This is a genomic window from Candidatus Villigracilis affinis, from assembly GCF_016705895.1.
Lineage (GTDB): Bacteria > Chloroflexota > Anaerolineae > Anaerolineales > Villigracilaceae > Villigracilis > Villigracilis affinis.
Genome location: NZ_JADJKT010000005.1, coordinates 119917 through 131811, shown reverse-complemented (window position 1 = coordinate 131811; position 11895 = coordinate 119917). Strand labels below are relative to the sequence as shown.

Below are 11895 nucleotides of genomic sequence, written 5' to 3'. Positions count from 1 at the left end.
GTTTAACAAAAATGGAAAACCATGAATCTAGATGATCTCGACCTTTTCAAAAAAATAGATACCCGCAACATGCTTGCCCAAATTGATGGCCTGCCGAATCAATTGCAAACCGCATGGGAACTTGGACAAACGCAGCCGTTGCCTGCCTTCAAGGATATTCAATCTATTGTCATTTCTGCGATGGGCGACTCAGCGGTCGCTGCCGAACTGGTAACTGCTTCTGTTTCCTCGAGCATTCGCCTCCCCGTGACATTGCACCGCGGCTATAGCCTCCCCGCCTTTGCCAGCGGACCTCAGACTCTCGTCGTCTGCATTTCACATTCAGGAAATTCCGAAGAAGTGCTTGATGTTTTCGACGCTGCACAAAAAAACAACTGCACTGTGATGGTCATCTCCACAGGTGGAGAGATCGCCAAACGCGCCACTGATAAAAATATTCCCGCCTGGAAGTTCGATTCCAACGGCGTGGTGGATACAGCCGCTGTTGCCTATCCTTTTGGCCTATTGCTCGCCTTGTTCTCCCGCCTGGGATTTATCCCTGACCCTGCCAATGATGTTGCCGAAGCCATTGCCATGATGAAACGTTCTCAGCAGCACATCACCGCCGATGTGATCGCCGCGAAGAACCCAGCCAAGCGTTACGCGGGTCAACTGGTGGGGCGCTGGGTCACTTTTGTTGGCACGGAAAATCTCGCGCCCGTTGCCCGCCGCTGGAAGATGCAGATCAATCAACTTGCCAAGGCAGGCGCGAATTTCGAGATTATTCCCGAAGCCACACACAACACCCTCATCGCTACCATCAATCCAACACCCACGCTCAACGCTCACACGATGACCCTATTCCTGCGCGCGCCCAGTGACCATCCACGCAACCGCCTGCGCTCCGACCTGATGCGTCAGACTTTCATGCTCGAAGCCTTGAACACCGACGTGATTGATGCCCGCGGTGAATCGGTCATTGCTCATTTGTGGACTCTGATGATCTTTGGCGATTACATGGCCTATTATCTCGCCATGGCCTACGGCGCTGACCCCTCTGAAGAAGATGCTTTTGTGAATTTCAAACGTTCGTTAGGGTAAAGGGCACGCCGCCGCCGTGCCCCTACAGTTACGCAAACTGTTCCAAATTGACCGCCACAAGCGGAAACGCTTCGTCCACGAATTTTTCGAGGGCGGGGCGTTTTTTCATGTGGCTATAGTGAGAGGCCAATCCGTAGATTGCCCAAGTGGCAACAGTGGCAGGGATTTCGGTGGGGGCTTTGGACTTTCGCAGCCAATACGAAAGCAGATCGAATATTTCCTTTTTGATCGTCCCTTCAATGAGAGACTCGAATTGCTGATGTGATTGGGCGCAGCCTGTATGTATGTGTGAAATGAATTCCACCACGGCAAGGATCAAGTTTCGCAGGTTATCGGGGGAATAACTGCACACGTTCAATGTCCGTTTTTCGATTTCAGACATGAACATCTTTTGAATGGAATAATCGAGCAGGGCGTATTTATCGGGGAAGTGGGCATAGAAGGTGGCGCGATTGATCTGCGCCTTATCGGTCACATCCTGCACGGAGATGGTTTCGAATCCTTTTTCGGCGAGGAGAATCTCAAAGGATTGCAGGATCAGGCCTCGGGTCCGCCTGACGCGGGGGTCCAGTTTTTCATCGGGGTTGGGCAACATTTTCTCTCCTTTGTCGCTTAGTCAACAGAACCAAGTCTTTGTTGGTTGACTTTCATTGGGGGAGTTGGTAAAGTAGGCAACATCTGTTGTTTACACAACGGATGTATATTATCAAACAACTCAAGGAGAGTCAAGATGAACATAACAATTATCGGATCAGGAAACATGGGACGCGGTATCGGAACCCGCGCAGTTGCTGGCGGTCACTCGGTCACTTTTGTGGATGCGAATCCCGAAGTGGCAGAAAAGACAGCCGCTGATGTAAAAGCCTCTGCCAAAAACGGCGCGAAGGTCTCCACTGCCAGCCTGGGCGATGCAGAACTTGGTGATGTGGTTGTGCTTGCGGTTTGGTACGGCACCAACATCGAGATCGCAAAGCAGCTTGGTACAAAACTTGCTGGCAAGGTCGTCGTGGATATTGCCAACCCGCTGAACTCCACGTACGATGGTCTCGCTACCGCCGCCGATTCCTCCTCTGCGGAAGACCTTGCCAAAGCGATTGCCTCTGGCGCGAAAGTGGTCAAGGCCTTCAATACCACCTACGCAGGCACACTGATTGCCGGTGAAGTGGCTGGCCAAAAATTGGATGTCTTCATCGCTGGCGATGATGCCGATGCCAAAGCAAAGGTTGCCCAGCTTGTGACCGATGGCGGCCTGCGCGCCGTGGATGCAGGTCCGCTGAGCCGTGCCCGCCAGATCGAAGGCATGCAATTGTTGCACATCGTTCTGCAGGGTACACTTGGTACCAATTGGGGCAGCGCACTGAAAATTTTGGGATAATGTAAAATGGAGTGCGGGGCACAAAACCCCGCACTCCATTTATTGTTTGTCTCGTCGGCTGGTAATGAATTTTGGAATGATGAGACATTTATAGAGGTAAAGAATGAACGCACAAACAAATGCTGCCAAAACGGAATTCTCGATTCATCCCGCCACGAAACTTGGTCTGGTCTCGTTGACAGTGGCCAACCTTGAGAATCAGATCCAGTTCTACACCCAGGCGCTCGGATTCAAACTCCACTGGCGCGAAGGCAACAGGGCGGGGCTCGGCGCAGGTGGTGCAGACTTACTGCTTCTGACCGAAGAAGCCAACCTGAAGCGTTATCGCGGCGTGACGGGGTTGTATCACTTTGCGGTGTTGTTCCCCAACCGCCGTGAATTGGCGCGGGCTGTGGCGCGTTTGTCTGTGTTGAAATACCGCAACTATCCCACCGACCACATTATGACGAAGACCACCTACCTCGATGACCCCGAAGGCAACGGCATTGAACTGTATTGTGAATCGCCCGAAGATGGCACATTCATCATCGAAAACGATGACTTCGTCACCCGCCGCGCGGATGGTTCCTGGAGCGATGGCCGCGAGCCCCTGGATGTGGAAGCCTTGTTCTCCCATCTGAAGGAAGAAGACCGCCTCGATGACCCATTGCCCGCTGAAACACGCGTAGGACATGTCCATTTGCATGTGCGCAACGTGCAGGAGGCCGTGGATTTCTATCATGGCATCATCGGCTTCGATGTGATGGGGAATTCATCCAGTTTCAAAGCCGCATTCATTTCCGCAGGTGGGTATCACCACCACCTTGGTTTGAATGCCTGGAAAGGCGAAGGCGCTCCCCCTCCCCCCGCTGATGCAGTCGGGCTGCGTCACTTCACCGTGGAATTGCCGAATCAACAAGCGTTGGATGAAGTTGTAAAACGCATTGACGATGCAGGAATCCCGTCTAATAAAACAGATAACGGGTTGTTGTTATACGATCCGTCGCAAAACGGCGTTGTGCTGAAAGTTGGATAAACCAAGGACACAGAGATGCAGGGACATATATGTAGGGACACAGCGCCGCTGTGTCCCTACTGTGTTTTTATTTCCTAAGGCAGATTAAATGTTTTTACCAAAAAGACCGCCATTTGCGCGCGTGTAACACTTTGGTCGGGGCAGTAAGCGCCGCTGCCGCATCCGCTTGTGATGCCTTCGGCGGCCAGTTGTTCGATCCATGCGGCGGCCCAGTAATCAGCAGGGACATCGGTAAAGACCCCGCTTGCAGCGGGCGGGATATAGGTTGAGCCATGTTTGGCGCGTAGCAGGAATACGGACATTTGTGCGCGTGTGACGGGCGACTCCGGACAGTAGACTCCCGTTCCGCATCCACTGGTGATGCCTTCACTTGCCAACTGCTCGATCCAGTTTGCGGCCCAATATGTGGATGGAACATCGCTGAAAACAGTTCCGCTGGCATTGGGCGGAGTATAGGTTGAGCCATGTTCGCCCCGCAACAGAAAGACCGCCATCTGCGCGCGCGTGACTGTGTTTTCCGGGCAATAAGTCAGCGGCGATGAACCGCATCCGCCAGTAATGCCAGCGTTGTACAGCCGCTCAATGTAATTCCATGCCCAATATGTAGCGGGGACGTCGGCAAAAATGGTGGAGGGCCCGTTTTGAGTTGAGTACAGATCCACACCATCGTACCAGTAACTATCTGAAAAAGTTTTTCCATCCATGGTGAATGGTTTGGTGGCCATTAAGACATGCAAATGCATACCCGATGATGCGATACCGCAGGAATCCGCTCCGCTGAATGCACCAGCCATGACGCCGAGTTTCTGCCCTTGCGCTACATAATCACCCAACTGCAGCCCTTCCGCACGGACAGATTCCCCTGTTAGGTGCGTATAGCCTAGATATTCGCTGGTGTTTTCTGTCGTGATGTTTAGGATGTAATGATCCGATGGGCTGCATTGAGCAAGGGCGGTAATGTAGCCTGGTGCCGCGGCTAAAACATCTGCGTTGGTATTGTCGGCTGGCCTGAAATCCAATGCGCGGTTGTTGGAGCCATGCCATGTTCCGCGGACGATCCATGCTTTTCCCGATGCCCATGGAAATTTATAATTGTTATAGGCTTGATTACTGGATATGGAAGGATCAAAAAATAAGGCGCTCTTTGCTTCGGCGCTCAATTCACTTTCGGGAATCAAATTCAATAAAGTTTGTATATCCCTGTCCCCTTTTACGGCAGCCTTCCATTTGCCATTGTCAAAAACAAGTACAAGAGGAACGAGCCTGCCGTTAGACACGGATGCCTCCTGGTCGACAGGCTTGTGAGTTATTAAATCTGCGGAGGCGATGGTTGCCAGCGCCCAGTTTGTTCCCTGCCGCAGGGACAGCACCGAGAACCTGCCATTTTGGGGAGCCTCATATTGCCAGTTGGTGAGCGATAATGCAATGGCATCCTTTGCTTCCAATGACAACAGGTCAGCTTCAGGGATCAAATAATCCACACCATCCGATGAACCCTCTTGAGCCTGAGCGGTCGATAAATTCCCAACGCCGAGAATGGAGATGAACAAGCTGAACAACATAATTCCGTAGGCGATCTTGCGAAACACAGTTGAATTATTTCTTTTCATTTTGTCATCCTATTTTCTAATGAGAATCATCAATTGATTTCATTTTACAGGTAAAACAAGAGACGCAAATATTAATTGTCTCCCCTAACAGAATTGTAGATAACGCTGACTGCCATGGCAAGTATGAATGTTGATTTTTACTGATACTTGCATCAAATGCAAACGCGATGTAAGAGCAAATAATCAGCGTTTATCAGCGTCCTAAAATACATGCAGGGCTATTACGGTGCCAGACAGGCAGGGATGGAATCGCTTGCGCCGTCGGGAATCTGTGTAGACCCGTTCTCGTCGTAGATCTTCACGAATTGGATTCGGCTGTTGAATTGCTTCAAATTCACCATCAGAATATCGGCGAGGTTGTATTCCCTGCCAGCGGAATTGCAGGTGCCTTTGAGGTAGATATGCGCCACACCATCTTTGACCTCGAATTTGGAATAACCCGTGAATCCGCTGAAGACGGCGATCCAGCCGTAGTCGTTTTTTTCGGTCAGGCCGGGACCTTTGAAATATTCATCCAGAACGAACTTTGCAAAGTCGGCGGATGAACTGACGTAGCGTTTTCCCTCCACTTCGAAGGGCGGAGTGTTGGCGTTGTATTTGGCCTTGTTCACAAAGTAAACGGTCACTTTGGTGTAGGCTGGCGTTGCCGATGGGAGCTTTGTATTCGTCGGCGTGGGTGTGCGTGACGGGGTGCGGGTGTTGGTGGGTGTCTTTGTAATGGTCGGCGTGCGTGTGACCGTGGGAGTCTTTGTCGGTGTGGGGGTGCGCGATGCAGTGGGGGTAATGCTGGCAGTCGCCGTGGCCGTGAAGGATGGGTCGATGCAGATCGGCTCCGAATCCCCCGTGCCTGATGGATTCTGAGTTTGATCGAACTGGTCGTAGATCTTCACGGATTGAATGGTGCCGAACTGTTTCAAATTCAATGTGATCAGGTCGGCGATGTTGAAATCTTTCCCGCTTGAAACACAGGCACCCTTGAGGTGGACATGTGCCACATCGCCGATGATCTCCAATTTGGTGAACCCTGTAAAACCGTTATAGATGGCGGTATATCCCCAGCCGTATTCCGTTGCGCCGGGGCCCTTGAAATATTCTTTCAAAACGCCTTCGGGTAAGTTGGATGAGGAAGAAAGATAGCGCGTGCCAAATACTTCGTAGGGCGGCGTGTTGGCTTTGAGCCTGAAACGATCCACGAAATATAGTTTCAACTTTGTGTAAAGCGGAGTGGCCGTGGCGGGTTTGGTGTTTGTTGCTGTGGGAGTCTTCGAGGGTGTACGAGTGATCGTTGGCGTCCGTGTGATGGTGGGAGTGCGCGTGATCGTTGCCGTGCGAGTAGCAGTCGGTGTGCGCGTGATCGTGGGGGTGAAGGTCTTGGTCGGAGTCCCTGTCAGCGTACGAGTCGGTGTGGGGGTATCAGTAACAATTGACGGCGGAGTCGGAGTCGCGTCGCCTTGATAGATGAATTGAACGGAATCAGCACCCAATTCCATATCCCCGATCGCAGCGGACTCATCCTGAGTCTGGTTCGTGAGTCGGATGAATTCACTCCCCGTGCCGGTGAAATTATATTTGCCCATGTAGATCCAGCCGTCGGCGGCATAGAAGCGGTTTGGATACACAGCCTGATTGATGAGCACACGCGCCGTTTTTCCTGCGTGTTGAATATCGTAGAATGCGCCTTCGACCGTGGCGTGATTCGATGGTACGCGGATGTACACCGCATACACGCCCGCCGTGGTGCCTTGCGGAAAAGCCCATTGTGCCGAGCAGGATGGCGCCGATGTGCGCGGTTTGACATAACGCATCGCGCCGTTGGTTGCGTTGGTGGAGGTGCCTGTCTTCCAGCAGGCCGCGGGTGATTCGCTGAAGCCTGCGCCGCCATCATCTACAACGATGCCGTTGACAGGAGCAGGTGGATAGCCCAACGCACTTCCCGAAGGGAAGATGGCCGCGCCGTAATAAATGAGCGATGGATATTGAACCCATAGCGATTCTTTTTGATTATTGGGCCACGGGTCTGCGCCGGAACCTGTCCAGCCGTAGGGGTCCACGGCTTTGCCGCTGGGGTTGACCACGCGCAAATGCAAATGCGGACCCGATGAGTTGCCCGTGCTGCCGCTGAAACCGATCCATTCACCGTGCGGAATGAAAACACAACCCGGCGTGGAGCAGGCTGAGACCGCCACCGCGCTCATGTGACCGTAGGAAGTTGAATATCCATTTGGATGATGCAGGCGGACATACAAGCCAAGGCTGACTTTGTGATTCTGTGGGTCCCACCAGCCAGAATAGATGACCTGATCGGCGTCGGCGGCGGCATACAACGGACGATAGCTCATGCCATAGTCAATGCCATCGTGACCATCGTAGAAAAGCCAGTCGCCGAGTTTATAAGACCAGTAACCGCCGTAGCCAATATCACATACGCCTGCTTCAGGCGGGGGCGTGCCCGCAGGCGGCGGGTTGGGACAAGCCTTTCTGCCTTCGGCGCCGTTGAAGGTGACGACGCGGTTATCAGCGACATAATTCGGGGAAGTGTGATCAAAAACCGATTCCTGCGAAGCTGTGCCAGGATACGGCGGATATAAAAATGCAGTCACCGCTTGGGCGGGCGCGGCCTGTGCGCGCTGGGCCAGAGATCCGCGCAAGCCGAATAAAAACAGGACGAGAAGAATTGCGATGAGAATATTTTTTGTGCGATGATGAGTCACAATGATTTCCCCAAATGGATTATGGAACCGGTGTGGCTTGAGTCACTTTGACCGATGTGAACGTGGCAAAAACCACTTCGGCTTCCTGCAAACACAGGTCGGCGTTTTCGGCGAAGGTCACTTCGAAGCCTGTGTAAATATTCGTGTCGCCGCCAAGGTAGGTGACGGATTGCCGAACGCCGCCGCGAAAGACGGTGTTGACCTCAAATTCGACGACACCGAATTTGCGAATGTCATGTTCCACGGTCGTGTTCGAAGGCAGTCCGCGGCCGAAGGCGGGAGCGATGACGCAATACTCGATGCCGCGGTGAGCGATGGCGGGGTAGCCGTAGCTATCGGTGGTGAGCGCCCAAATTTCGGGGTCGTATCTCACGCGGAATAAATAATCGGGTTTCGAATCGCCGAGATAGGTCGGAGTGCCGTCCCAGGCGAGCAGGGCGGGCGGGTTTGCCACAGGCGAGGGCAATTCGAGCGGCGGCAGTGGCGTTTCGGTTGGGGTCATTGCGGGGGGAACGAACGTGGCGGTGGCTGTTTCGGTCTCCAGTAAAACCGTCGCGGTGGGCGAGGCGATTTCCTGTTTTATGGGCACAGCCAGTTCACGCCGCGTGGATGTGCTCTGCGCCGCGCAGGCTGCGATGAAAAGGATAGAGAGGATTGTGGTGAGTTTTCGCATCGGATTTATTTTCGCATCCAACTTAAACAGCAGGCTGGTTCTGCGAGAAGGGCTTTGATCTCGTCTGTGAGCAGATCTCTCACTTGCAATTCCATTTTACCATTCAGGACTCGCAGAAAAAAAAGTGCCTCTCCATCAGGTGACCAGTGCGCGGTTTCGACTCGGCCTTCATTAAAGCTTGTGATTTGCGCCAAATCGCCTGTCGCAACATCCACAACGTAAAGATTGCTGACCAATGCCTCGGCAGAGACATTGGCAGACTCATCCCCCCCATTCTCGCGGACAATGAACGCGATGCGTTTTCCATCGGGTGACCAGTTTGCCGCGTAGCCGTGACCTGCATCTGCATCGGCGAGTTTGCGCGGATTGCTTCCATCGGCATCCATCACCCATAATTCGCCGACCGTAAATGGGATTTGCGAATCGGGAATTTTGATGAAGGCGATTTGTTTTCCATCGGGTGACCAGCGCGCAAAGGAGATGTAATGGAGCGGGTCAGCATACAGAAGCTGGATGATGCGTCCATCATCTTTGGCGAGTTGAATCTCACTGCCGAATCCGAATCCGCGTGAGAAGGTGAAGGTGAAATCAAAACCCTCGGGTTTGGGTGCGAGGTCGTAGGTGAATTCGTTGATGGGGATGATCTCAGCGGCGAGCGTTTCCATATTCACGCGCATGATGGTCGGGTTGGAGGCATTGTCCACGCGCAGAAAAACGGACTTGCTGTTGGATGCCCACGCAAGGAAGTGACTGTCACCCTGAGGGAATGCCTGGGTGACCGCACCAGTTTCCGTGTCCAGAAAAAGAACCGATTGCCCAAACGAGCAGGAGATTTCCACAGCGAGGGTGGATCCACGTGACGGGGAGAAAATGTCATAGACGCCGCAATCCGCTGGAAGAGAAAGTGGAAGTTCGCTGAGGGGCGCGAGGTCTTCGGAAAATTGGATCAGTGCGGGCGGGTTGAGCCGAATGGCGGCGAGGATGTTTTTTGCGGGAGGTTGGGGAGTGGGGGAGCAGGAAATTAAGGATGAAAGATAAAGGATCAAGGATGAAAGATGGGAAAGGCGATACTTGTTGGATTTTTTCATGTGGGGATTATAATCATCAGGAAATCTAAAATCATAAATCGGAAATCGACTCATGCACATACTTGTAACCAACGATGACGGCGTGCAGGCGCCCGGACTCCTCGCTCTGGCGAAGGAAATGCGTAAACTTGGCAAAGTGACTGTCTTTGCGCCCGATAAGAACTGGTCGGCTTCGGGGCATGTGAAAACGATGGAACGTCCGCTGCGTGTGCGTGAAGTGCTGCTTGCGGATGGAACCTCTGCTTTCGCTTCGGACGGCGCGCCTTCAGATTGTGTGGCTTTGCCGCTGCTTGGCTTGATCGAAAAGCAGGTGGACCTGGTCGTTTCGGGCATTAACCCGAATGCCAATCTTGGCCATGATGTGACCTATTCTGGAACCGTCACCGCGGCAATGGAAGGCGTGATCGCGGGCGTGAAAGGCATTGCGGTTTCGCTTGATTCGCCCGAGGGCTTCAAAGGTGCATTGGATTATTCCACCGCGGCCATTGTTGCCCGCCGCGTCGCAAAAAAGGTGATGGCCGATGGTCTGCCCGAAGGCGTGGTGATGAATGTCAATGTGCCGTATTTGAAGAAGGAAAAACTCAAAGGCTACATGATCACCCGTCAGGGCTTGCGCGTGTATCGCGATGCATTGGATGAGCGCGTTGATCCGCGCGGCAAGCCGTATTACTGGATCGGCGGCGAAGCCCCCACCGGCGTGGACGAGCCCGGCACCGATTTCGGCGCCCTGCGCGCAGGCTATGTGTCCATCACGCCGCTGCAATTGGATCTGACCCATTACAAGGCGATGGATGTGTTGAAGAAGTGGAAGTTTTAGGAATGGATGGTGGATGATAGACGGTGGACCACGGTCAATTGTCTATCGTCCACTGTCTTTTATTGAGAGGCTTTTATGGATTTCCTGAAAAAATTATTTAGTGGCACCCCCGCGAAAGCGGAAAAACGCTATCATACCTTCTCCGTCAAATGCATGCGCTGCGGAGAGGTGGTCGAAGGCCGTATTGACCTGGACAACGAACTGAGCGTGGAATACGAGTCGAATCGCGATGTATATTATGGCCGCAAAGTATTAATGGGCAGCGGCCGATGCTTTCAGCGCATGGAAGTGGAATTGAAATTCAGCTACGATCGTCGCTTATTGGATCAACATGTTACTGGTGGAGAATTTGTGTGATGGACGAGTCAACTTTAGATCATTATTGGTATGCGTTTTTGCACAGCCTGCCGCCCAATTCGCGGTATTTTGGCAAGACCTATGTTGCCGAAGGTTTTGGGGATAGTCCCAATCTCGCGCAGGAACTCGGTCAACTTGTAGTGGATGGGATCAAGACGGGCACATGCTCCGCACTTTGGGAGTGGGAAGCCGAAGGGAAAAACATTCCGCAGCCCGGGCTGATCACCATTGTTTTGAACGGGAACGGGGATCCCATGTGCATCATCGAGACCATGGAAGTCTTCGTTTGCCGCTATCGCGATGTGGATGAGGAATTCGCCGAATCCGAAGGCGAAGGAGATCATTCGCTCGAATACTGGCGCAGGGCTCATAAAAATTTCTTTTCGCGCGTGCTTCCGAAAATTGGCAGGGAATTCAGCGAAGACATGCCGCTGGTCTGTGAACGCTTCAAGGTCATCTATAAATAGAAAGAGGTTGTTGTGAAACGCTTTCTGCCTTTGGTGTTGATGCTTGTTCTTTTTACCACGGCCTGCATTCCAGATATTGCCAGGGAAATTGCGCCCGCCGCCGCGGAATCAGCTTCCACGCCTGTGCCTGTTGAAAAATCCCTTTCCTCCTTCAATCCCATTCAAGGGACAAGTTATCTCATGGCGGGAATCATTCCCAAGCCAGCCACACGTGAGACGAGTCTCAATCCATTTCAGTGGATCAACAGTAGTTTATCCTCCGGGTACTCGCCATATTTCACCTACAATTACGTGTTCTTCAATGTGAATACGGAAGCCTATCACCGACTCCTGCCGACCAACGAGTATGTCATTAATCAAACTACTGGTTTTCCGCAATTGGTCTATGATCCCGCCAACCCCGATCAGCCCGCGCCGGTAGTTGAGTTTTGGGTCTATGGCGTTGTCAAAGCCGACAGCAATGCCGATGGCTTTCTTGATTATCGCGATAAATTCACAGCCGCCATTTCAGATGTCGGCGGAAACGGCTATACCGAATTGATCGAAAATGTGGATGCCGTCCTCTCGCAGTATTACAAGGACAATCTCAACCTGTTCATTATTTACACGGCCAGCGAAAAGAACTTCATCGCCAAAATTAATCCATCCACGCGCGAACTCGTCTCCACTACCGAAATGGATCTGGGAGAAGACGTCAAATAA

Annotated in this window: 12 protein-coding genes; 7 read left to right on the top strand and 5 right to left on the bottom strand. The window is 52.6% G+C overall.

Annotated elements, in window-relative coordinates; genetic code table 11:
• Positions 1-21: 21 nt before the first annotated feature.
• Positions 22-1080: an SIS domain-containing protein gene (locus IPI86_RS03275; protein WP_345296557.1), complete on the top strand. Its 1059-nt coding sequence runs from the start codon at positions 22-24 to the stop codon at positions 1078-1080.
• Positions 1081-1108: 28 nt separating this feature from the next.
• On the opposite strand, the gene IPI86_RS03270 is transcribed toward IPI86_RS03275, so the two are convergent.
• Entirely contained in the window at positions 1109-1675 is a 567-nt protein-coding gene (locus IPI86_RS03270; protein ID WP_345296556.1) for a TetR/AcrR family transcriptional regulator, read from the bottom strand.
• Positions 1676-1810: 135 nt separating this feature from the next.
• On the opposite strand from IPI86_RS03270, the gene IPI86_RS03265 reads away from it, so the two are divergent.
• Both IPI86_RS03265 and IPI86_RS03260 read left to right on the top strand, forming a co-directional pair.
• Entirely contained in the window at positions 1811-2455 is a 645-nt protein-coding gene (locus tag IPI86_RS03265; protein ID WP_345296555.1) for an NAD(P)-binding domain-containing protein, read from the top strand.
• 103 nt (positions 2456-2558) lie between these two features.
• A complete protein-coding gene (locus tag IPI86_RS03260) occupies positions 2559-3470 on the top strand; it encodes a VOC family protein (RefSeq protein WP_345296554.1) in 912 nt (303 codons plus the stop codon).
• Between the two features lie 74 nt (positions 3471-3544).
• On the opposite strand, the gene IPI86_RS03255 is transcribed toward IPI86_RS03260, so the two are convergent.
• The 4 genes from IPI86_RS03255 to IPI86_RS03240 form a co-directional block, all read right to left on the bottom strand.
• Positions 3545-5080: an S-layer homology domain-containing protein gene (locus IPI86_RS03255; RefSeq protein ID WP_345296553.1), complete on the bottom strand. Its 1536-nt coding sequence runs from the start codon at positions 5078-5080 to the stop codon at positions 3545-3547.
• 221 nt (positions 5081-5301) lie between these two features.
• Complete coding sequence (locus tag IPI86_RS03250) at positions 5302-7791, bottom strand: peptidoglycan DD-metalloendopeptidase family protein (protein WP_345296552.1); 2490 nt, start codon at positions 7789-7791, stop codon at positions 5302-5304.
• 19 nt (positions 7792-7810) lie between these two features.
• Positions 7811-8464, bottom strand: coding sequence for a hypothetical protein (locus IPI86_RS03245; RefSeq protein ID WP_345296551.1), 654 nt, complete (start codon positions 8462-8464; stop codon positions 7811-7813).
• 5 nt (positions 8465-8469) lie between these two features.
• Positions 8470-9552, bottom strand: coding sequence for a hypothetical protein (locus IPI86_RS03240; protein WP_345296550.1), 1083 nt, complete (start codon positions 9550-9552; stop codon positions 8470-8472).
• 52 nt (positions 9553-9604) lie between these two features.
• Here IPI86_RS03240 and surE point away from each other — a divergent pair, with 52 nt between their 5' ends.
• The 4 genes from surE (at position 9605) to IPI86_RS03220 (ending at position 11895) form a co-directional block, all read left to right on the top strand.
• Positions 9605-10369 carry a 5'/3'-nucleotidase SurE gene (gene surE / locus IPI86_RS03235; protein ID WP_345296549.1) on the top strand — a complete coding sequence of 255 codons (765 nt, stop codon included), beginning with the start codon at positions 9605-9607 and terminating at the stop codon, positions 10367-10369.
• Between the two features lie 75 nt (positions 10370-10444).
• Positions 10445-10726 carry a hypothetical protein gene (locus tag IPI86_RS03230; protein WP_345296548.1) on the top strand — a complete coding sequence of 94 codons (282 nt, stop codon included), beginning with the start codon at positions 10445-10447 and terminating at the stop codon, positions 10724-10726.
• Complete coding sequence (locus IPI86_RS03225; protein ID WP_345296547.1) at positions 10726-11193, top strand: ASCH domain-containing protein; 468 nt, start codon at positions 10726-10728, stop codon at positions 11191-11193. Before IPI86_RS03230 ends, IPI86_RS03225 begins: the two co-directional genes overlap by 1 nt.
• A gap of 12 nt (positions 11194-11205) precedes the next feature.
• Positions 11206-11895, top strand: coding sequence for a hypothetical protein (locus IPI86_RS03220; protein ID WP_345296546.1), 690 nt, complete (start codon positions 11206-11208; stop codon positions 11893-11895).

Excerpts from the sequence above, each read along its gene's own strand:
- IPI86_RS03275 (WP_345296557.1), top strand. The coding sequence starts at position 22 with ATGAATCTAGATGATCTCGACCTTTTCAAAAAAATAGATACCCGCAAC.
- IPI86_RS03270 (WP_345296556.1), bottom strand. The coding sequence starts at position 1,675 with ATGTTGCCCAACCCCGATGAAAAACTGGACCCCCGCGTCAGGCGGACC.
- IPI86_RS03265 (WP_345296555.1), top strand. The coding sequence starts at position 1,811 with ATGAACATAACAATTATCGGATCAGGAAACATGGGACGCGGTATCGGA.
- IPI86_RS03260 (WP_345296554.1), top strand. The coding sequence starts at position 2,559 with ATGAACGCACAAACAAATGCTGCCAAAACGGAATTCTCGATTCATCCC.
- IPI86_RS03255 (WP_345296553.1), bottom strand. The coding sequence starts at position 5,080 with ATGAAAAGAAATAATTCAACTGTGTTTCGCAAGATCGCCTACGGAATT.
- IPI86_RS03245 (WP_345296551.1), bottom strand. The coding sequence starts at position 8,464 with ATGCGAAAACTCACCACAATCCTCTCTATCCTTTTCATCGCAGCCTGC.
- IPI86_RS03240 (WP_345296550.1), bottom strand. The coding sequence starts at position 9,552 with ATGAAAAAATCCAACAAGTATCGCCTTTCCCATCTTTCATCCTTGATC.
- surE (WP_345296549.1), top strand. The coding sequence starts at position 9,605 with ATGCACATACTTGTAACCAACGATGACGGCGTGCAGGCGCCCGGACTC.
- IPI86_RS03230 (WP_345296548.1), top strand. The coding sequence starts at position 10,445 with ATGGATTTCCTGAAAAAATTATTTAGTGGCACCCCCGCGAAAGCGGAA.
- IPI86_RS03225 (WP_345296547.1), top strand. The coding sequence starts at position 10,726 with ATGGACGAGTCAACTTTAGATCATTATTGGTATGCGTTTTTGCACAGC.